The following is a 19,744-nucleotide window of genomic DNA, read 5'->3' on the forward strand; positions in this document are numbered from 1 at the left end:
CTTCTTCGAGAACCTCTTCGGCTACGAGTGGGAGCTGACCGAGAGCCCGGCCGGCGCCAAGCAGTGGAAGCCGAAGGACGGCGCGGGCGAGGGCACCATCCCGCACGCCCACGACCCCAACAAGAAGATCGCCCCGGCGATGCTCACCGCCGACCTGGCGCTCCGCTTCGACCCGGTCTACGAGCAGATCTCCCGCCGCTACTGGGAGAACCCGGAGGAGTTCGCCGACGCCTTCGCCAAGGCCTGGTACAAGCTGACCCACCGCGACATGGGCCCGAAGTCGCTGTACCTCGGCCCGGAGGTCCCGGAGGAGACGCTGCTGTGGCAGGACCCGCTGCCGGAGCGCGAGGGTGAGCTGATCGACGAGACGGACATCGCGGCCCTCAAGGCCAAGCTCCTCGACTCGGGTCTGACCGTCTCGCAGCTGGTCTCCACCGCGTGGGCGTCGGCCTCGACCTTCCGCGGCAGCGACAAGCGCGGCGGCGCCAACGGTGCCCGCATCCGCCTGGAGCCGCAGAAGAACTGGGAGGTCAACAACCCCGACCAGCTCGCGCTGGTGCTGCGCACCCTGGAGAGCATCCAGCGGGACTTCAACGCCGGCTCCGAGCGCAAGGTCTCGCTGGCCGACCTGATCGTGCTCGGCGGCTGCGCGGCCATCGAGAAGGCGGCCAAGGACGCCGGCCAGGACATCGAGGTGCCCTTCACCCCGGGCCGGGTCGACGCCACGGACGAGCACACCGACGCGGAGTCCTTCGCCGCGCTGGAGCCCGCCTCCGACGGCTTCCGCAACTACGTGGGCAAGGGCCAGCGCCTGCCGGCCGAGTACCTGCTGGTCGACCGCGCGAACCTGCTCACCCTGAGCGCCCCGGAGATGACCGTCCTGGTCGGTGGCCTGCGCGTGCTGGACACCAACTACGACGGCTCGAAGACGGGCGTCCTCACCGAGACCCCGGGCGTCCTGACGAACGACTTCTTCGTCAACCTGCTCGACATGGGTACGGCGTGGAGCTCGACCGCCGCCGACCAGTCCGCCTTCGAGGGCCGCGACCGCGCCACCGGCGAGGTCAAGTGGACCGGCACCCGTGCCGACCTGGTCTTCGGCTCCAACTCCGAGCTGCGTGCGGTCGCCGAGGTCTACGCCTGCGACGACGCGAAGGAGAAGTTCGTCACGGACTTCGTCGCGGCGTGGAGCAAGGTCATGGACCTGGACCGGTTCGACCTGAGCTGATCCGTCCCGGGCCGGGGTGACACCGCCCCGGCCGAAGGGACACCGCCCGGGCCAGGGCGCCGCACACCGCGGCGGCCGGGCCCGGGCTTCCGTCCGCCGGGGCCGGGCCGCGGCCAGGTCAGGTCAGGCCGCGGTGCCGTCAGGCCGCGGCGCGCTCGTCCCCCGTGCCCTCTCCCGTGCTCAGGACCGCGCTCCCGGCCGTGCTCCCCGCCGGGCGGTACTCCGGCGCGTGCCCCCGGCCGGCGCGCGGCCGGCGGGCCCTGGCCAGCAGGCGCAGGCAGGCGACCGGATTGTCCCGCGCCGGCCGCCGGGTGACGGCGCCGCCCATGGCCACCACCGTCTCCAGCCGCTGGTGGTGCAGGTCCAGTACGAAGCGCATGAGGGGCCAGTACTCCTCGGAGAGCTCGTCGAACAGCCGGTTCGCCTCGTGCAGGGTGTCGTGCGCCTTGCCGGCGGCGTCCGCGAGCAGTGCCCGGACGCCGGGGGCTTCGCTCCCCGCGTCGAGGTCGGCGCGGGTGACACCGTGCTGCGCGAGGGCGTCGAGCGGCAGGTAGAGGCGGCCGTCCCGCAGGTCCTCCGCCAGGTCCGTCAGGATGTCGGTGCGCTGACCCGCGTCGGCGACCAGCCGGCAGCTGCGCGCGAACTGCTCGGTACCGCCGCCCGGCTGCGCCAGCCCCGTCGTGATCATGAGGAACGGCCAGGTCAGCCGGTCCACGTACGTCTGGTAGTCGGCCTCGGTCGCGAAGCCGGGGAAGTCCAGGTCGATCCGTGCCCCGTCGAGGTAGGACTCGATCCAGCGACGGGGCAGGTCACGCAGCCCCGAGGTGTGCAGGAACGCGCGCAGCAGCGGGTGGCGGGTGGTGCCGGAGTCCAGGGCCGCCCGGATCTGCCCGGCCCACGCGTCGAAGCGCCGGGTCCGCTCGGCCACCGTGCCCCGGTCGCAGAGGTCGTCGGTGAAGGACGCGAAGGCGTAACCGGCCAGTACGTGGGGCTGGAAGTGCGCGGGGGTGAGCAGCCGCACCGCGGCGTACCCGGCGGGCTCCCGGCGCTGCATGAACTGCGCGACCTTCAGGTAGTCGGCGCGCGCTTCACTCCCCCGCACACCAGCCGCGTCCATACAACGTCGCCACACTCGCACGCATACCCTCCTGCGTCAGAAGCACCCTGAGGAACAAACAAAAGGCCGAGCCTACCGGTGCCGGTCACCGGCCCGGCGTCCCGCACCGCGCGGCACCGGCTCGGCACGGCCGCGCCCCAGGCCCGCGTGCCTGCCTTCCGTACCCTGTGGAGTCCCGCACCCCCGGACCGCAGCAGGAGGCACCGCCGCGTGACCCGCCGTGTCGTCTTCGTCTCGCCCGCGACGAGCCCGTCCTTGCGGCAGGCCCGCTTCGACGACGGTGCGCCGCTCGACGCGAGTGGGGCGGCGCCGGCCCGTGCGGCGGCCGGCGCGCTGCCGCCGGCCGGTCATGTCGTCGTCTCCCCCGGCGTGCGCTGCCGGGAGACGGCCGCCGCGCTCGCGCTCGACGCCACGGCGGCGCCGGAGCTGGCCGGGCTGGACGTCGGCCGGTGGCGGGGCCGCACGCTCGACGAGGTCGGCGCGGCCGAGCCGGCGGCGGTGGCCCAATGGCTCGCCGATCCGGCCGCCGCGCCGCACGGCGGGGAGTCGGTGCGGGACCTGTGTGTACGGGTCGGGCGCTGGCTGGCGGCGGTGGCGGAGACGGACGGCCGTACGCTGGCCGTGGTCGAGCCCGAGGTGGTGCGCGCTGCCGTGGTGCACGCGGTGGGCCTGCCCCCGGAGTCCTTCTGGCGGCTCGACGTGCCCCCGCTGACGGCGACGGAGCTCAGCGGCCGGGCCGGCCGCTGGAACCTGCGGCTGGGCCGCCCGCTCGGGACGCCGGAGACGGCGACCGGCGGCTGACCGGGCAAGGCGGTAAGGGGGCCGTCGCGGTGCACGGCATGCGAGAGGGCCCCGGAACGGTTCGGAAACCGTTCCGGGGCCCTTCGCTGTCCGTGCTGTTCAGTTGTCCGCACGGGTCAGTCGTCCGCGCTGTTCAGTTCGTGGCCGGCACCGCCCGGCCCGGCGTCGCCGCGGCGGGCCTCGGGGCGAGCAGCCGCTGGGCCAGCTCCCCGAAGAGGAGGCCGAATCCGCCCCACAGCACCGTCTGGATGGCGAGTGCGGAGAGGCGGTACTTCCAGAGCAGGGTGGCCGGGAAGTCCCGCGGCACCTCGTTGACGACCGGCAGGAAGGCGTAGGCCAGGCCGGTCACCACGGCGAAGGCCGCCACCGCCGCGACGGTCGCCCACCAGGTGCCCAGCCGCGGTACGAGCCGCTTGCCCAGGAGGGTGGCGGCGATCGCGAGGAGCACACCGAGCAGCATCATCAGGAAGTACAGGCCGGTGCGCTTGCCGATGGTGTCCGGGTCGCCGACGGCCGGCGGGTTGGCCGGGTACTTCAGGAACGGCACGACGTACACGGTGAGCAGCGCGCAGCCGGCCAGCAGCAGCGCGGTCGCGCGCGGGGAGAAGCGGCCGACGCGGCCCAGCGCGAAGCAGAAGGCCAGTGCCGCGATGCCGCCGAACGCGACGCCGTAGGCCAGGACGCCCGTCGCGAGACCTGCGGTGGACTGCAGGGTGCGGGAGACGGCTTCCGCCCCGTGCTCGTGGGCGTGCGCGTGCGCCTCTTCCAGGGCGATGGCGCTGTCGACGTTCGGCTCGCCGAGGAAGTAGGCGACGAGCAGGGCGAGCACGCCGGCCCCGAGGCCGGCGAGCATGCCGCGTACGAGCAGGTTTCTTACCGTTGTGGAGTTCATGGGTGTGCGGCGTCCCTCGCGTCAGTGGCAGGGGAAGCCGAGCAGGTGACGGCCGTCGTGCACCCACTCATGGACGTCCGTGCCAGTGAACACGGAGGTGGCGCCCTGCTCGGCGCCGACGAAGTACAGCAGGACGAGCATCAGGACGCCGAAGAACACCGCCCACGGGGCGATCTCCTTCAGCGGCAGCCTGTCGGGAACGGCGGGGGTGGTGGCGGTCGGCTGGGCGACGTGCTGCGCCATGGCAGGGCCTCCTCTGGGAATTCGCGTCCCATCTCGGTGGTGCACTGGACGACGGCCACGGGTCTGACTCACGAGGCGTTCCCTGCCGCCTCGTTCACAGTGGCGCGACCGTGCCGGATTCCCACCGGCTTCCGTCGTGCCGTCGTCGATATCGCCCTGACCGTACCGCGTGCCGTGTACATGGCCAACACACGTCCTTCCTCCTGTGCTCAGGCGACGTGGACGCGGGGCCGGCGTGCCGGGTCCGGTTCCGCGCGCCGCAGCACCTCGCGGGTGACCGGGGCGACCTCGCCGTCGCCGAAGACCAGGAAGCGCAGCAGGTGGCCGATGGGGTGGCCCTCGGTCCAGGTGAAGTACGCGTGCGGGACCTTGCCGGTGCGGTCGCGCAGCTCCATCAGGACGGCGGCGACGGTGTTGGGCACCACGGGCCCGGCCACCCGCAGCCGCCGTACGCCGTACGCCTCGTCGCCGTGCACGGCCAGGTCGGCGGTGAAGTCCGAGGAATCCTGGAGCAGGACCTCCAGGAACAGGACGGGGTGGCCGCCGGGAATGAGGGTTTCCGCACGCTGATGGTGCTCCTTGGCCGCGTACTCGGCGGCGCTGTGCTCGTCGGGGTCGTTGGCGATGAGCTGCAGGGCACCCGCGCGGGCCGCGTCGTCGATCAGCCGGGCCGCCGTCTCGTCGAAGGTGACGTCGGCCGCGCGGAGTTCGAAGGACCGGTGGACGCGGGAGGCGAAGGAGGTGAGCAGGATGCCGAGGATGAACAGTGAGGCGATCTTGATGCCGTCGGGGCGTTCGACGACGTTGGTGACCAGCGTGTAGGCCATCACCGCCGTGATGGCCCCGAAGCCGTACATCGCGAAGCGGTGGCGGGTGTGGCGGGCCGCGACGGTGGAGGCGAAGGCGGCGGAGAGCATCAGCACCAGCACGCCGGTGGCGTAGGCGCCGCTCTGCTCGTCGACGTCGGCGTGGAACCACAGCGTGATGAAGACGGCGATGGCGAGGAAGAGCAGCACCAGCGGGCGCACCGCGCGGGTCCACTCCGGCGCCATGCCGTACCGAGGCAGGTAGCGCGGTACGAGGTTGAGCAGGCCCGCCATGGCCGAGGCGCCGGCGAACCAGAGGATGGCGATGGTCGAGACGTCGTAGACCGTGCCGAAGGCCTCGCCCAGGTGCGCGTGCGCGAGGTACGCGAGCGCACGGCCGTTGGCGGAGCCGCCGCTCTCGAACTCCTTCTGCGGGATCAGCAGGGTGGTGGCCAGACTGGACAGCAGCAGGAGGCAGCTCATGATCAGCGCGGCCGTGGTGAGCAGCTTGCGGGTGTCGCGGATGCGGCCCGCCGGTTTCGCGTACGTGTCGGCGGCGTCGCCGCGCACCTGCGGCATGACGGCGACGCCGGTCTCGAACCCGGACATGCCCAGTGCCAGTTTGGGGAAGACCAGCAGCGCCACGCCGATCATGCCCAGGGGCGAGGAGTGTCCGGAGGCCAGTGCGGTCGTCCAGTCCCCGATCAGGGTGGGCCGGCCGATGACCTGCCAGGCGGAGGCGGCGAGCACGACGAGGTTGAGGGAGAGGTAGGCGCCCACCAGGACGACGGCCACGCCGATCGCCTCGCGGAAGCCCTTGAGGAACACCGCGCCCAGGGCCGTGAGCAGCGCGAGGGTGATCCAGACGTTCTCGCCCTGCAGCCAGTGCGGTGCGAAGGGGTTCTCCACGACGTGCGCCGCGGCGTCGGCCGCCGACAGCGTCATCGTGATCATGAAGTCGGTGGCCGCGAAGCCCAGCAGGACCAGGACCAGGAGCTTCCCCGACCACCACGGCAGCAGCCGCTCCAGCATGGCGATGGAACCCTCGCCGTGCGGGCTCTCCTTCGCCACCCGGCGGTAGACCGGCAGCGCGCCGAGCAGGGTGAGCGCGATCAGGACGAGCGTGGCGAGCGGCGAGAGCAGACCGGCCGCGAGGGCCGCGATGCCCGGCTGGTAGCCGAGGGTGGAGAAGTAGTCCACACCGGTCAGGCACATCACCCGCCACCACCGGTGGCCTTCGTGCTCGGCGGGCGGGGTGCCGTGCGGGCCCGGGTGACGGGCCGTCTGCTCGGTCAGCCCTTCCAGGAGCCAGGACCGCCAGCGGTGCGGTCGGGCGGGCTCCTGCTGCTGACGGTGTGCCGCGGTGCCGGTCATCTGCGTGTGCTTCCTGCTCGGAGGTCGGGACGACGAGATGCGGGTATCCGGCGCACATCATCTCTCGCACCCGCGTCCGGAACGGACGACAGGACCGGGGGACGGCCGGCGGCCCGCGTGCCGGCGCCACCACCTCGCACGGGACGGGGTTGCGTCCGGCGCACCGACCGGGCAGCCTCGCCCCGTGCCGAAACTACTGATCATTCACCACACGCCCTCGCCCAACGTGCAGGCCATGTTCGAGGCCGTCGTCGCGGGCGCCACCACCGAGGAGATCGAGGACGTGGAGGTCGTCCGCCGGCCGGCGCTCGGCGCCACGGTCTCCGACGCGCTGGAGGCGGACGGGTACATCCTGGGCACCCCGGCCAACCTCGGCATGATGAGCGGTGCGCTCAAGGTCTTCTTCGACACCGTCTACTACCCCTGCCTCGACGCCACGCGCGGCCGCCCGTACGGCCTGTACGTGCACGGCAACAACGACACCACGGGCGCCGTGCGCGGCATCGAGTCCGTCACCACGGGCCTGGGCTGGGCCAAGTCCGCCGAGAACGTCCTGGTCACCGGCGAGCCCGGCAAGGCCGACCTGGAGGCGTGCTGGAATCTCGGCGCCACGATCGCGGCCGGCCTCATGCCCGCCGGGCCGCGGTGACCCGTAGCCGGTGCCGGGACCTGCCTAGCGCCTGAGCAGGCCGCGGGCCGCGTCGGCGATGTGGGTGCGGGAGATGCCGGCCGCGTCGAGGAGTTCGTCGGTGGTGCCGGAGCCGGGCAGGTCGGTGCCGGCCAGGTGCACGAAGGCGGGGTGGCTGTCGGACGCGGCGAGCGCCGACAGGACGGCCTCGCCGATGCCGCCCTCGGGGTGGTGGTCCTCGGACACCACGAGGGCGCCGGTGTCCCGGGCGGCACGCGCCAGCGCCTCGGCGTCGACGGGCTTGACGGAGTACAGGTCGATGACCCGGGCGCGGATGCCGTCCTCGGCGAGGAGGTCGGCAGCGGCCAGGCACTCGTGCAGGGTGACGCCCGCACCGACCAGCGTGACCTGGTCGTCCTCGCCCTGCCGCAGCGTCTTGGAGCCGCCGACGGGGAACGTCTCGTCGCCGTCGTAGAGGACGGGGTAGGCACCGCGGGTGGTGCGCAGGTACGAGATGCCGTCGAGGTCGCACATGGCCGCGGTCAGGGCGGCGGCGGAGGTGGCGTCGCTCGGGTAGAAGACGGTGGAGCCGCGCACGGAACGCATCATCGCCAGGTCCTCGACGCCCATCTGGGAGGGCCCGTCGGCACCGATCTCCACCCCGCTGTGCGTCCCGCACAGGGCCATGGTGATCTCCGAGACGGCGGCCATCCGGATGAAGTCGTGGGCGCGGGTGAGGAACGCGGCGAAGGTGGTGGCGTACGGGCGGTAGCCGCGCACCGCCATCCCGACCGCGTCGGCGATCATCTGCTGTTCCGCGATGTACGTCTGGAAGAACCGCTCGGGGTACGCCTTCTTGAAGTCGTCGGCGTGCGTGGAGTTGCCGACCTCTGCGTCCAGCGCGACGACCTCGGGACGGGCGCCGAGGGCCACCAGTGCCTTGCCGAAGGCGACGCGGGTGGCGACCTTGTCGCCGACATCGAAGCGGGGCAGTTCCACCGGGCCGGCGGCCGGGGCCTCGGCGCGGGCGGCTGCCGGCGGCCGGGGACCGCGCACCCGCAGGTCGCGTACGCCGCCCAGCTCCTCGACGGCCCGCTCGGCCAGGTCCTCGGGCAGCGGCTTGCCGTGCCAGCCGTCCTTGTCGGCGACCTCCGACACGCCGCGGCCCTTCACCGTCTTCGCCACGATGACGGTCGGGGCCTCGCCGTCGGCCGCCGTGGTCAGCGCCCGGTCGATCGCGCCGAGGTCGTGGCCGTCGACGACGATTGCGCGGCAGCCGAACGCCTCCGCGCGGCGGGCGTAGGTGTCGGTGTCCCACTCCAGCTCGGTGGGGCCGCTCTGGCCGAGCCGGTTGACGTCGATGACGGCGGTGAAGTTGGCCAGCCGGTGGTGGCCTGCCTTGTCGAGGGCCTCCCACACGGAGCCCTCGGCCATCTCGCTGTCGCCGCACAGCACCCACACCCGGTAGGGCTGCTTCTCCAGGTCCCGGCCGGCGAGCGCGATGCCGACGCCGTAGGCGATGCCCTGGCCCAGCGAGCCGGTGGCCACGTCCACCCAGGGCAGTACGGGCGTGGGGTGGCCCTGCAGGCGGTGCCCGAAGCGGCGGTAGGTCGTCATCAGCTCCTTGTCGCTGACCACGCCGGCCGCCTTGAACATCGCGTACAGCAGCGGCGAGGCGTGCCCCTTGGAGAAGATCAGGTGGTCGCCCGCGGGATTGTCGGGCGCGTCCCAGTCGTAGCGCAGGTGGCGGGCCATCAGGACGGCCATCAGGTCGGCCGCCGACAGGCTGGAGGTGGGGTGCCCGGAACCGGCCGCCGTGCTGGCGCGCACCGAGTCCACGCGCAGCTGCTGCGCGAGGTCGAAGAGCCCGTCCGGTGCGGTCTCGGGACCGAGCGTCGTGCTCTGCTGCTGGGTCATGTCAGGTGCCTTTCGCATAGGGGTTGCCGGGTGAGGGGTTCCCGGATCCGCCGTACGATCACCACCCCGCGTACGCCTTGGCCCCTTTGGCCGGTCCGGCCGGGGCACGGGTGACCGCCTGTCGCACCGCCGCGGCGCGCCGCACGCGGTGGACGCGTGGCGTAGTGCCGTGTCGCGCCCAGCGCCGCCGGTGCCACGGGGCGGCTACGTTGGGCCGCAGCAGGGCGAAGGGCCCGGTTCATCCTTTTCTCGTGAGGCGTCGGACATGAGTGTGAGCATGCGCAACCAGATTCCCGGGACCGTCGTCGCCGTCACGTCCGGCGAGGTCATGGCGACGGTGAAGGTCCGGCTCGCCGGCGGTGAGGAGCTCACCGCCGCCATCACGCGGGAGGCCGTGAAGGACCTCGGGCTCGCCGCGGGCTCGGCCGTCCGTGCGCTGGTCAAGGCCACGGAGGTGGCCTTGGCCACCGGCCCGGTCGCGGGCCTGTCCATCCGGAACCAGCTGTCCGGCACGGTCACCGACGTCGCCACGGGCGGTGCCATGGCGTCGGTCCGGATCGCCTTCGGCGGCGGCGAGCTGACCGCCGCCGTCACCAAGGAGGCGGTCACCGAACTGGGCCTGGAGAGCGGTTCGCCCGTGGTCGCGCTGATGAAGTCGACGGAGGTCTCCCTCGCGACGGCGTGAGGCGGACGGGCGTGCGGCGCGCCGGGCCCGGGGCGGGCCAGGCCCCGGGCTCCGGGTCCCGGGCTCCGGGTCCCGGGCTCCGGGTCCCGGGCTCCGGGCCCCGGCAGGGTGCGTGCCGGGGCCCGGAGCGGCCGATGACCGGCCGATGACCAGGCAGCGGTCGGCCGGTCACCGGCCGGTGACCGGCCGGTGATCAGAGCCGGTCGAGGAGGGTCCTGAGGTCCTCGATCTCGGCGGACTGGGTCTTGATGACGTCGGCCGCGAGCTTCTTGGCCGCCGGGTCGCGGCCGTCCTTCCGCTCCGTCTTCGCCATGCTCACCGCGCCCTTGTGATGGGCGATCATCAGCTCGGCGAAGCGCTTGTCGAAGTCGGCGCCCTTGGCCGCCTTCAGCCCTGCCATGTCCTTCTCCGACATCATGCCGGGCATGCCCGCGTGGCCGGAGTGGTCCATGCCGGGCATCGAGTCCCCGGGAACCTGCTCGTGCCAGCCCTTCAGCCAGCCGGACATGGTCTCGATCTCCGGGTCCTGCGCCTTCTTGATCTTCTCGGCGAGGTCCTTGATCTCGCCGGAGGAGGCCCGGGAGGGCGCCAGGTCGGCCATCTCCACGGCCTGCCGGTGGTGCGGGATCATGCTCTGCGCGAAGGAGACGTCGGCGGCGTTGTGTGCACCGGTGGCCGGCGGCTTCGACGCACTGCTGTGGCCGGCGTGGCCGTTGCCGCCGCCGTCCCCGTTGTCGTTGCTGCCGCAGGCGGCCAGCACCAGGCCCGTCGCCAGGGCCGTGGCGACGAGGGCGGTACGGCGGGCGAGGGAACGCGTACGAATCATGGTCTGAACTCCTGGAATGCGGATCGTTTCTGAACGTGCCTCAGCGCGGCACCGGCCCGCTCGGGGCCCGGCGCCGGGCGGCGCGTCTAGATCCGCAGGAGCTGGAGTTCGGCCAGTGAGGGTGGCGCCCGGCCGCCGCGCTCGCTCGCCGGCGCGGGCACGCGCGGCACGTCGGCGGTGACCGGCGGCACGACCACGCCGGGCAGCAGGTCCGGCAGTACGGGACCGCCGGGCAGGGCGCCGGAGGCGCAGGTCGCGTCGGCGTGGTGCACCCGGTGCGTACCGCAGCCGCAGCCGTCGGCGCACTGGCCGTGGTGGGCTGCCGGGGCCGTGGCGGCGGTCATGCCGTGGTGCCCGTGGGAAGCCGCCGCTGCGGCCGGTGCCGGTGCGAGGGCGTGCATGCCGAGCAGGCCCGCCAGCACGCCGAGCACGAGCAGCGCGCGCCACCGCCGTACGGGCGGCGTCGGCGCACCCGGTGCGGTGCTCGGTACGGGACTCCTCACGCCGCCCATGCTAAGCAGCCGGCCGCCGCCCGCTCGCACCCGCACCCGCGTCCGGCGAGCCGAGGACGCGAGCACGTGCCGGCCGAGGCGGCGGGCCACTTGCCGGGCGAGGCGGTGAACACTTGCCATCCATACCCACCGGGGGTATACATGACCACACACCGCAGATACCCCCGGGGGGTATGAGAAGCGGGTATGAGACGCGAGGAGCGAGGATGACTACCACCACGGAATCCCATGAGGTCGAGCTCGCCATCGGTGGCATGACGTGCGCCTCGTGCGCGGCCCGCATCGAGAAGAAGCTCAACCGCATGGCGGGGGTCGAGGCCACCGTCAACTACGCCACCGAGAAGGCCAGGGTCAGCTACCGGAGCGGGGACGTCTCCGTACGCGACCTGATCGCCACCGTGGAGGCCACCGGCTACACCGCCGAGGAGCCGGCACCGCCCCGTACCGAGCGTCCCGCGCAGGCCGGGCAGGAGACCGGCGAGGCCGACGAGCTCCGCCCGCTGCGGCAGCGGCTGGTCACCGCCGTGGTGCTCGCCGTGCCGGTGATCGCGATGGCGATGGTCCCGGCGCTGCAGATCGAGTACTGGCAGTGGCTCTCGCTGACCCTCGCGGCGCCCGTCGTGACGTACGCGGCCTGGCCGTTCCACCGCGCCGCCTGGACCAACGCGCGGCACGGCGCCGCCACCATGGACACGCTGATCTCGGTCGGCACGACGGCCGCCTTCCTGTGGTCGGTGTGGGCGCTGTTCTTCGGTACGGCCGGCATGCCCGGCATGACGCACCCCTTCGAGCTGACCATCGCGCGCAGCGACGGCGCCGGGAACATCTACCTGGAGGCCGCGGCCGGCGTCACCGCCTTCATCCTCGCCGGGCGCTACTTCGAGGCCCGCGCCAAGCGGCGGGCCGGGGCCGCCCTGAAGGCACTGCTGGAGCTGGGCGCCAAGGAGGTCACCGTCCTGCGCGACGGCCGCGAGACCCGCGTCCCGGTCGGTGAACTGGCCGTCGGCGACCGCTTCCTGGTGCGCCCCGGGGAGAAGATCGCCACGGACGGGACCGTCGTCGAGGGCGCGTCAGCGGTGGACGCCTCGATGCTGACCGGTGAGTCCGTCCCCGTCGAGGTCACCGTCGGCGACCCGGTCACCGGAGCCACGCTCAACGCCGGCGGGCGCCTGGTCGTCGAGGCCACCCGGGTCGGCGCCGACACCCAGCTGGCCCGGATGGCGAAGCTGGTGGAGGACGCGCAGAACGGCAAGGCAGCGGCCCAGCGGCTGGCCGACCGGATCTCCGCCGTCTTCGTCCCCGTCGTCCTCGTCCTCGCGCTGGCCACGCTCGGCTTCTGGCTGGTCGGCGGCGCCGGGCTGACCGCGGCCTTCACCGCCGCCGTCGCCGTACTGATCATCGCCTGCCCGTGCGCGCTGGGCCTGGCCACCCCGACCGCGCTGCTGGTCGGCACCGGCCGCGGCGCGCAGCTCGGCATCCTGATCAAGGGGCCCGAGGTCCTGGAGACCACCCGTAAGGCCGACACGATCGTGCTCGACAAGACCGGCACCGTCACCACCGGCCGGATGACGCTGCTCGCCGTGCACACCGCGCCCGGCGTCGCCGAGGCGGATGTACTCCGGCTGGCCGGGGCGCTGGAGCACTCCTCCGAGCACCCGATCGCGCGCGCCGTCGCCGACGGGGCCGCCGAGAAGGCGGGCCCGCTGCCCGCCCCCGAGGACTTCGCCAACGTCGCCGGGCTCGGCGTCCAGGGCGTGGTGGACGGCCACGCGGTACTCGTGGGCCGCGAGAAGCTGCTGGCCGAGTGGGCGATCGGGCTGCCTGAGGGGCTGGCGCGCGCCAAGGCGGCGGCGGAGGAGCGGGGCCGCACCGCCATCGCGGTCGCGTGGGACGGCGAGGCACGCGCCGTGCTGGAGGTCGCCGACGCGGTGAAGGAGACCAGCCCCGAGGCCGTCCGGCGGCTGCGCGCCCTCGGCCTCACCCCGATCCTGCTCACCGGCGACAACGAGGCGGTGGCGAAGGCCGTCGCCGCGGAGATCGGCATCGACGAGGTGATCGCCGAGGTCATGCCGGAGGACAAGGTGAACGTGGTCAAGCGCCTCCAGCGCGAGGGCCGCAGCGTGGCCATGGTCGGCGACGGCGTGAACGACGCGGCGGCGCTGGCCCAGGCCGACCTGGGGCTGGCCATGGGCACGGGCACGGACGCGGCGATCGAGGCCGGTGACCTCACCCTCGTACGCGGTGACCTGCGCGCGGCGGCCGACGCCATCCGGCTCGCCCGCCGCACGCTCGGCACCATCAAGTCCAACCTCTTCTGGGCCTTCGCGTACAACGTGGCCGCCCTGCCGCTGGCCGCCGCCGGTCTGCTCAACCCGATGATCGCGGGGGCCGCCATGGCCTTCTCCTCGGTCTTCGTGGTCGGCAACTCCCTGCGGCTGCGCGGCTTCACGCCCCAGTCCTGACCGGCTCCGCAGGAACCCGGCGCCGGGCCCTCCCGGGGGCGTCCGCACAGGGCGCCCCCGGGAACGTACGCTCACCTCTTGCACCTCCCGACGCCGACCCCGCCGGAGCCCGCCCATGACACCTCCCGCACCCGCCACCGCCTCCGCCGCCACGTCCGGCACCGGCACGTACCGGCACGACGGCATGGTCTGCACCGACCACACGCTCGACGTACCGCTCGACCACGCACGCCCGGACGGCCCGGGCCTCACCCTCTTCGCCCGCGAGGTCGTCGCCGCGGAACACCAGCACCGCGACCTGCCGTACCTGTTGTGGCTGCAGGGCGGGCCCGGCCTCCGCGCCGAGCGGCCCCACGCGGCCGGTGCCTGGCTGCGCCGCGCCCTCAAGGACTACCGCGTGGTGCTGATGGACCAGCGCGGCACGGGCCGCTCCTCCCCCGTCGACCGGCGCACCCTCGCGGTCCACCCGGACGCCGCAGCGGCCGCCGGCCACCTCGCGCACTTCCGTGCCGACGCGATCGTGCGCGACGCCGAACTGCTGCGCCGCCGGCTCTGCGGCGACCGGCCCTGGACCGTACTCGGCCAGAGCTTCGGCGGCTTCTGCACGCTGACCTACCTGAGCCTCGCGCCGGAGGGCCTGGCGCAGGCGCTCATCACCGGCGGCCTGCCGGCCCTCACCGGCCACGCCGACGACGTCTACCGCGCCGCGTACCGGCGCACGCTCGCCCACAACGCGCGCTACTTCGCGCGGTACCCGGGCGACCAGCGGCTCGCCGACGCGGTGGCCGGGCACCTGGCCGAGCACGACGTACGGCTGCCGTCCGGCGAGCGGCTGAGCGTCCGCCGCTTCCAGACCATGGGCATCACCTTCGGTACGTCCGCCGGCTTCGACAGCCTGCACTACCTCCTCGAATCGGCCTTCGTCGACGGTGCCGACGGGCCCGAGCTGTCCGACACCTTCCTGCGCGGTGTGGATGCCGTCGTCTCCTTCGCCGCGAACCCGCTGTACGCCGTTCTGCACGAGGCGATCTACGCACAGGGCGGCCGGGCCACCGACTGGTCGGCGCACCGGATCCGGTCGGAGTTCCCCGAGTTCGACGCGTCCGGTGCGGGCCCGCTGCGCTTCACCGGCGAGATGATCTACCCCTGGCAGTTCACGGAGGACCCGGCGCTCCGCCCGCTGCGCGAGGCCGCCGACCTGCTGGCCCGGCGCACCGACTGGCCGCCGCTCTACGACCTGGACCGGCTCGCCCGCAACGAGGTACCGGTCACCGCCGCCGTGTACTACGACGACATGTTCGTCGACCGCGAGCAGTCCATGGCGACCGCCGACCTGGTGCGCGGCCTGCGCCCCTGGGTCACCAACGCCTATGCCCACGACGGCGTACGGGCCGACGCGGCGGTCCTCGACCGGCTGCTGGACATGGCCGGCGGGCGGGTCTAGCCAGGCGCAATAAGGCTCAACAGCCGCCCTCAGGGCGGGATTTGGCCGCCGCACGGAAACGGGACCGAAGGACCCGTCGCCGTGCGGCGGTTTTTGCGGGACGCTCGGCACGGGTGCGCGTGCCCGGCAGTGCCGGCGGGCCGCGGGGGAACGCACCCGGCATCGGTGACGCATCTCCACGGTGGCACCCGCGACCAGTGAGGAAGGCGGGCTGTGATGAGCGATTCCGGTACGCGTACGGCGGGACGGATCCGGTCCGGGGCGGACCCGCGCTCGGCGGTCCAGTTGCAGGTCAACGGTCAGGTGCGGCGCCTCGACGTGGACACGCGCACCTCCCTGCTGGACGCACTGCGCGAACACCTGGGCCTGACCGGTACGAAGAAGGGCTGTGACCACGGGCAGTGCGGCGCCTGCACCGTGCTGGTCAACGGCCGGCGCATCAACTCCTGCCTGACGCTCGCCGTCATGCACGAGGGCGACGAGGTGGTGACGATCGAGGGCCTGGGCGACCCGGCCGGCCTGCACCCCATGCAGCGGGCCTTCATCGAGTGGGACGGCTTCCAGTGCGGCTACTGCACGCCGGGCCAGATCTGTTCGGCCGTCGGCATGCTCGACGAGGTGGCGGCGGGCTGGCCCAGCCACGCCACGGCCCCCACCGCCGATGGGGCTTCGCAGCGGATCACGCTGACCGATGCGGAGATCCGCGAGCGGATGAGCGGCAACATCTGCCGGTGCGCCGCCTACCCCAACATCGTGGCGGCCGTCCGCAGCGTGGCGGAAGGAAACGCGGAATGAGGCCCTTCACCTATGAACGCCCTACGGACGCCCGGGGCGCGGTGGCGGCGGTTTCCCGCCCCGGCGCGAAGTACATCAGCGGCGGTACCAACCTGCTGGACCTGATGAAGCTCGGCATCGAGCGGCCCAGCCACCTGGTGGACATCAGCCGGCTGCCGCTGCACGGCATCGAGGAGGTGCGCGGCGGTGAACTGCGCATCGGCGCCCAGGCGGTGAACTCCGACGTGGCCGCCGACGCCCGCGTGCGCGGCCGCTATCCGGTGCTGTCGCAGGCGGTGCTGTCCGGCGCCTCGGGCCAGTTGCGCAACAAGGCGTCGACCGGCGGGAACCTGCTGCAGCGCACCCGCTGCCCGTACTTCTACGACACGGCAGCCGCATGCAACAAACGGCAGCCCGGCACGGGGTGTGCGGCGATCGGCGGGTTCAACCGCATCCACGCGGTCCTCGGTGCCGACGACTCCTGCATCGCCACCCACCCGTCCGACATGGCCGTCGCGCTGGCCGCACTGGACGCGCGCATCGAACTCCTCGGCGCCGACGGGTCCGTACGGAGTGTCGGCCTCACGGACTTCTACCGATTGCCGGGCGGCAGCCCGCACATCGAGACCGTCCTGCGGCCGGGCGAGCTGATCACGGCCGTGGTGCTGCCGCCGCCACCGCCGGGCCGGCAGCTGTACCGCAAGGTGCGCGACCGCGCGTCCTACGAGTTCGCGCTGGTCTCCGTCGCGGCCGTGCTCGCGGTGGACCGGGGCACGATCGGCACGGCACGGGTGGCGTTCGGCGGCGTGGCGCCGAAGCCCTGGCGGTCGCCCGAGGCGGAGGCCGCACTGACCGGGCGCCCCGCGACGGCGGCCACCTACCGCATCGCCGCCCGGGCGGCGATGCGGGACGCGGTCGGGCAGGGACACAACGACTTCAAGATCGAGCTGGCCGAGCGCACGCTGTGCCGCACCCTGGCGCAGCTGGCCCCCGCGAGCTGAGGAGGCGGGAATGACCGGGCGAGAGATGACCGGACGCGCGATGGACCGCGTCGACGGCCCGTTGAAGGTCACCGGCCGGGCCCCCTACGCCTACGAACACCGTACGGACGACCAGCCGCTCTACGGAGTCGTCGTCGGGGCGACGGTGGGCAAGGGGCGCGTGGCGCGAATCGATGCCGGGGAGGCCGAACGCGCGCCGGGCGTCGTGATGGTGATGACCCATCACCACGTGCCCGAGCAGGGTCCGCGCGATGAGTCCGTGCCCTTCGAGTACTGGCGTGCCCAGCCGATGCTGGCCGGGCCGGAGGTGCACCACTACGGCGAGCCGGTGGCACTGGTCGTCGCCGGCACCTTCGAGCAGGCGCGCGCCGCGGCACAGCTCGTCGAGGTGACGTACGACGTCGGGGCGGGGCGGTTCGACTTCGCGGCACACCTGGCGGAGGCGTACGCGCCGAAGTCGGTCAACGCCGGTCTGGCCACCGACACCGCGGTGGGCGACTTCGACACCGCGTTCGGGGCGGCGGCGGTCACCGTCGACCAGTACTACACCACGCCGTACGAGTTCTCCATGCCGATGGAGCCGCACGCGTGCCTGGCGGTGCCGCACGGGGAGGACCTGACGGTCCATGTCAGCTCCCAGATCGTCGACGCGGCACGGTCCTCGGTCGCCGCCACGCTCCGGATCGACCCGGAGCGGATCCACATCGTTGCGCCGTACGTCGGCGGCGGGTTCGGCTCCAAGCTGGGCGTCCACGCCGAGACGATCCTCGCGGCGCTGGCCGCCCGCACGCTGGGCAGGCCGGTCAAGGTCGCGCTGACCCGGCAGCAGGTCTTCAGCCTCGTCGGCCTGCGCCCCACCTCACGCCAGCGGGTCCGGCTGGGCGCTGACCGGGACGGCCGGCTGACGGCGCTCGCGCACGAGGTCACCATGCACACCCGCCCCGACATGGAGTACGCCGAGCAGACCGCGGCCACCACCCGCAGCCTCTACGCCGCGCCCCACCGGCGGACGAGCCACCGGCTGACCCCGCTGGACCTGCCGCGGGGCGAGGACGTCCGCGCGCCGGGCGAGGCGCCGGGCCTGCTGGCGGTGGAGTCGGCGATGGACGAACTGGCCCACGCGCTCGGCATGGACCCGGTGGAGCTGCGGCTCCGCAACGAGCCGGCCGTCGATCCCGAGCGCGGCGTGCCGTACAGCGACCGGCATCTGACCGCGTGTCTGCGGGACGGCGCGCGCAGGTTCGGCTGGGAGCGCCGCCCCGCCGTACCGGGGAGCGTGCGCGAGGGGCAGTGGCTGATCGGCTACGGCACGGCCGCCGCCATCCGCGGCCACTTCCAGATGGCGACCTCGGTGCAGGTGTTGCTGGCGGCGGACGGCACGGCCGTGGTCCGGACGGACATGACCGACATCGGCACGGGCACGTACACGATCCTGACCCAGGTGGCGGCCGACGGGCTGGGGCTGCCGCCCGACCGGGTACGCGTCGAGCTGGGGCGTTCGGAGTTCCCGACCAGCATGGGGTCCGGCGGCTCGTGGGGCGCCGCCAACTCCAGTACCGCGGTGCACCGCGCGTGCCACGCGCTGCGCGAGAAGCTGCTGGCCGCCGCGTACCACGACGTCGACTCGCCGCTGTACGGACTGGCCGCGGGCGAGGCGGCGTTCGCCGACGGGCGCGTGCGGATCGGGGACGCGTCGGAGGCGCTGGGCGCCCTCGTCGCACGCCACTTCCCCGACGGTGTGCGGGCGACGGGCGAGACCCTCGCCATGACCGAGGACCCGAACTACCGGGATTACTCGATCCACACCTACGGTGCCCACTTCGCCGAGGTGGGCGTCGACGCCGACACCGGGGAGATCCGGCTGCGGCGGATGCTCGGCGTCTTCTCGGTCGGCCGTGTGCTCAACGCCAAGACGGCGCGCTCGCAGCTGATCGGCGGCATGATCTGGGGCGCCGGCGCGGCCCTGGAGGAGGAGGCCGTGGTCGACCGCCGCAGCGGCGCCTTCGTCAACCGTGACCTCGCGCAGTACCTGGTGCCCGTGCACGCCGACATCCCCGACATCGACGCCGTCGTGCTCGACGGGTACGACGCCAGGGCCAACGTGCTGGGCGCGAAGGGCATCGGCGAACTGGGCATCTGCGGCGCCGGTGCGGCCGTCGCGAACGCCGTGTTCAACGCCACCGGCGTCCGCGTCCGCGACTTCCCGATCACCCTGGAGAAACTGCTGCCGGGCCTGCCGGCACCGGCCGGCTGAACCGCGGCGCCCCGTCGCCCCCGGGGCGTCCGGCGGCCCCGTCCCCGTCAGCCGATGGGTTCGGGCAGGGGGACGACGTCGTAGGCGAGCCCGATGGTGTTGCCGGTCGCCGGGTCGGCCAGTTCGACCCGCCAGTGGGCGGCGAACTGGTCGACGCCCTCGCGCATCGGGATCGTGCCCGATATCAGCACCGTGCCGGGCTGGAGCTCCCCGCGCTCGCGCAGCACGTCGGCCCAGTACTGCGGCGGCAGCAGCTCGCCGGCGGTGCCGTCCTGAAGGAGTTCTTCCGTGCCGCCGGCCGGGGTGACCCAGGCGCGGAGGGTGAGGGTGTCCAGCCGGTCCGCGACGTCCGCCAGCCGCCACGCGCGGTCGGCCAGGACGTCGGGGCCGGCGTTCTTGCTCCAGGCCACGCCGTGCGCCTCCAGCGCGCGGTCGGTGTGGTCGCAGGCCGCCGTCAGCAGGAGGTCGCCGGTGGCGTCCACCACCAGGGCCCACTCCGCCTCCCCCGAGGTACGGGCGTGCTGCGCCGGCACGGTCGTGGTCTGCTGCCCGAGGTAGGGCGCGACCGGGTAGAGCGCCGGCACGGTCGAGGGCGCGGGCACGCCCAGCTCGGCCAGCTCCGCCACGTGCGCGGCGACGTCCTCCTGGCTGCGGCCGGCGTATCCGGCGTTGAGCAGCCGCTTCACCTCGACGGTCCGGTGGCTTCCGTCGGGCAGTTCGAACGACAGGGCGGTCATGAGTCCTCCAGGTCACAGTGGGTTGCGCAGCGGTAAAACAGCC

General features: G+C 73.4%; 17 protein-coding genes and 1 riboswitch. Of the genes, 9 read left to right on the forward strand and 8 right to left on the reverse strand.

Translation table 11 applies throughout. The annotated features are described in order from the left end of the window. Positions 1 to 1,228 (forward strand): peroxidase family protein (locus C3486_RS30135; RefSeq protein ID WP_308461275.1); only part of this gene is annotated, 1,228 nt, incomplete at its 5' end. Between the two features lie 139 nt (positions 1,229 to 1,367). Here the strand turns inward: C3486_RS30135 and C3486_RS30140 are convergent. Further along, positions 1,368 to 2,330 carry a squalene/phytoene synthase family protein gene (locus tag C3486_RS30140; protein ID WP_181138750.1) on the reverse strand — a complete coding sequence of 321 codons (963 nt, stop codon included), beginning with the start codon at positions 2,328 to 2,330 and terminating at the stop codon, positions 1,368 to 1,370. Between the two features lie 225 nt (positions 2,331 to 2,555). Here C3486_RS30140 and C3486_RS30145 point away from each other — a divergent pair, with 225 nt between their 5' ends. Further along, positions 2,556 to 3,146: a histidine phosphatase family protein gene (locus tag C3486_RS30145; protein ID WP_103835996.1), complete on the forward strand. Its 591-nt coding sequence runs from the start codon at positions 2,556 to 2,558 to the stop codon at positions 3,144 to 3,146. Between the two features lie 133 nt (positions 3,147 to 3,279). On the opposite strand, the gene C3486_RS30150 is transcribed toward C3486_RS30145, so the two are convergent. From C3486_RS30150 to C3486_RS30160, 3 genes are all read right to left on the reverse strand, one after another. After that, positions 3,280 to 4,038, reverse strand: a complete 759-nt coding sequence (locus C3486_RS30150) for a CbtA family protein (protein WP_103835969.1) — start codon at positions 4,036 to 4,038, stop codon at positions 3,280 to 3,282. A 21-nt stretch (positions 4,039 to 4,059) separates the two neighbouring features. Continuing rightward, positions 4,060 to 4,281 carry a CbtB-domain containing protein gene (locus tag C3486_RS30155; protein ID WP_103835971.1) on the reverse strand — a complete coding sequence of 74 codons (222 nt, stop codon included), beginning with the start codon at positions 4,279 to 4,281 and terminating at the stop codon, positions 4,060 to 4,062. A 36-nt stretch (positions 4,282 to 4,317) separates the two neighbouring features. After that, a riboswitch (cobalamin riboswitch) is annotated at positions 4,318 to 4,460 on the reverse strand. A gap of 30 nt (positions 4,461 to 4,490) precedes the next feature. After that, on the reverse strand, positions 4,491 to 6,461 hold the full coding sequence (locus tag C3486_RS30160; protein ID WP_103835972.1) for an amino acid transporter: 1,971 nt from the start codon (positions 6,459 to 6,461) through the stop codon (positions 4,491 to 4,493). A 184-nt stretch (positions 6,462 to 6,645) separates the two neighbouring features. On the opposite strand from C3486_RS30160, the gene C3486_RS30165 reads away from it, so the two are divergent. Beyond that, entirely contained in the window at positions 6,646 to 7,110 is a 465-nt protein-coding gene (locus C3486_RS30165) for a flavodoxin family protein (protein ID WP_103835974.1), read from the forward strand. A gap of 24 nt (positions 7,111 to 7,134) precedes the next feature. On the opposite strand, the gene C3486_RS30170 is transcribed toward C3486_RS30165, so the two are convergent. Beyond that, on the reverse strand, positions 7,135 to 9,006 hold the full coding sequence (locus tag C3486_RS30170; protein WP_103835975.1) for a transketolase: 1,872 nt from the start codon (positions 9,004 to 9,006) through the stop codon (positions 7,135 to 7,137). A gap of 265 nt (positions 9,007 to 9,271) precedes the next feature. Here C3486_RS30170 and C3486_RS30175 point away from each other — a divergent pair, with 265 nt between their 5' ends. Continuing rightward, a complete protein-coding gene (locus C3486_RS30175; protein ID WP_103835977.1) occupies positions 9,272 to 9,691 on the forward strand; it encodes a molybdopterin-binding protein in 420 nt (139 codons plus the stop codon). Positions 9,692 to 9,884: 193 nt separating this feature from the next. Here C3486_RS30175 and C3486_RS30180 read toward each other — a convergent pair whose 3' ends face one another. Together C3486_RS30180 and C3486_RS30185 are read right to left on the reverse strand one after the other, a co-directional pair. Further along, the gene (locus C3486_RS30180; protein WP_103835978.1) at positions 9,885 to 10,517 is read right to left on the reverse strand and encodes a DUF305 domain-containing protein; all 633 of its coding nucleotides are present in this window, start codon (positions 10,515 to 10,517) and stop codon (positions 9,885 to 9,887) included. Between the two features lie 86 nt (positions 10,518 to 10,603). Then, entirely contained in the window at positions 10,604 to 11,020 is a 417-nt protein-coding gene (locus C3486_RS30185) for a DUF6153 family protein (protein WP_374936936.1), read from the reverse strand. Positions 11,021 to 11,235: 215 nt separating this feature from the next. Here C3486_RS30185 and C3486_RS30190 point away from each other — a divergent pair, with 215 nt between their 5' ends. The 5 genes from C3486_RS30190 (at position 11,236) to C3486_RS30210 (ending at position 18,964) form a co-directional block, all read left to right on the forward strand. After that, positions 11,236 to 13,491, forward strand: coding sequence for a cation-translocating P-type ATPase (locus tag C3486_RS30190; RefSeq protein WP_103835979.1), 2,256 nt, complete (start codon positions 11,236 to 11,238; stop codon positions 13,489 to 13,491). Positions 13,492 to 13,606: 115 nt separating this feature from the next. Continuing rightward, positions 13,607 to 14,935: an alpha/beta fold hydrolase gene (locus C3486_RS30195; RefSeq protein WP_103835980.1), complete on the forward strand. Its 1,329-nt coding sequence runs from the start codon at positions 13,607 to 13,609 to the stop codon at positions 14,933 to 14,935. A 216-nt stretch (positions 14,936 to 15,151) separates the two neighbouring features. Continuing rightward, complete coding sequence (locus C3486_RS30200) at positions 15,152 to 15,730, forward strand: 2Fe-2S iron-sulfur cluster-binding protein (RefSeq protein ID WP_103835981.1); 579 nt, start codon at positions 15,152 to 15,154, stop codon at positions 15,728 to 15,730. Beyond that, positions 15,727 to 16,710, forward strand: a complete 984-nt coding sequence (locus tag C3486_RS30205; RefSeq protein WP_103835982.1) for a xanthine dehydrogenase family protein subunit M — start codon at positions 15,727 to 15,729, stop codon at positions 16,708 to 16,710. Before C3486_RS30200 ends, C3486_RS30205 begins: the two co-directional genes overlap by 4 nt. A 10-nt stretch (positions 16,711 to 16,720) precedes the next feature. After that, positions 16,721 to 18,964, forward strand: a complete 2,244-nt coding sequence (locus C3486_RS30210; RefSeq protein WP_258053075.1) for a xanthine dehydrogenase family protein molybdopterin-binding subunit — start codon at positions 16,721 to 16,723, stop codon at positions 18,962 to 18,964. A 47-nt stretch (positions 18,965 to 19,011) separates the two neighbouring features. Here C3486_RS30210 and C3486_RS30215 read toward each other — a convergent pair whose 3' ends face one another. Continuing rightward, positions 19,012 to 19,701 (reverse strand): DUF2848 domain-containing protein, encoded by a 690-nt coding sequence (locus C3486_RS30215; RefSeq protein ID WP_103835984.1) that lies wholly within the window; start codon positions 19,699 to 19,701, stop codon positions 19,012 to 19,014. Positions 19,702 to 19,744 lie beyond the last annotated feature (43 nt).

Origin of the sequence: Streptomyces sp. Ru73 (assembly GCF_002920575.1) — a bacterium.
Classification (GTDB): domain Bacteria; phylum Actinomycetota; class Actinomycetes; order Streptomycetales; family Streptomycetaceae; genus Streptomyces.

Excerpts from the sequence above, each read along its gene's own strand:
- C3486_RS30170 (WP_103835975.1), bottom strand. The coding sequence starts at position 9,006 with ATGACCCAGCAGCAGAGCACGACGCTCGGTCCCGAGACCGCACCGGAC.
- C3486_RS30155 (WP_103835971.1), bottom strand. The coding sequence starts at position 4,281 with ATGGCGCAGCACGTCGCCCAGCCGACCGCCACCACCCCCGCCGTTCCC.
- C3486_RS30160 (WP_103835972.1), bottom strand. The coding sequence starts at position 6,461 with ATGACCGGCACCGCGGCACACCGTCAGCAGCAGGAGCCCGCCCGACCG.
- C3486_RS30210 (WP_258053075.1), top strand. The coding sequence starts at position 16,721 with ATGACCGGGCGAGAGATGACCGGACGCGCGATGGACCGCGTCGACGGC.
- C3486_RS30215 (WP_103835984.1), bottom strand. The coding sequence starts at position 19,701 with ATGACCGCCCTGTCGTTCGAACTGCCCGACGGAAGCCACCGGACCGTC.
- C3486_RS30195 (WP_103835980.1), top strand. The coding sequence starts at position 13,607 with ATGACACCTCCCGCACCCGCCACCGCCTCCGCCGCCACGTCCGGCACC.
- C3486_RS30180 (WP_103835978.1), bottom strand. The coding sequence starts at position 10,517 with ATGATTCGTACGCGTTCCCTCGCCCGCCGTACCGCCCTCGTCGCCACG.
- C3486_RS30175 (WP_103835977.1), top strand. The coding sequence starts at position 9,272 with ATGAGTGTGAGCATGCGCAACCAGATTCCCGGGACCGTCGTCGCCGTC.
- C3486_RS30190 (WP_103835979.1), top strand. The coding sequence starts at position 11,236 with ATGACTACCACCACGGAATCCCATGAGGTCGAGCTCGCCATCGGTGGC.
- C3486_RS30200 (WP_103835981.1), top strand. The coding sequence starts at position 15,152 with ATGAGCGATTCCGGTACGCGTACGGCGGGACGGATCCGGTCCGGGGCG.
- C3486_RS30150 (WP_103835969.1), bottom strand. The coding sequence starts at position 4,038 with ATGAACTCCACAACGGTAAGAAACCTGCTCGTACGCGGCATGCTCGCC.
- C3486_RS30205 (WP_103835982.1), top strand. The coding sequence starts at position 15,727 with ATGAGGCCCTTCACCTATGAACGCCCTACGGACGCCCGGGGCGCGGTG.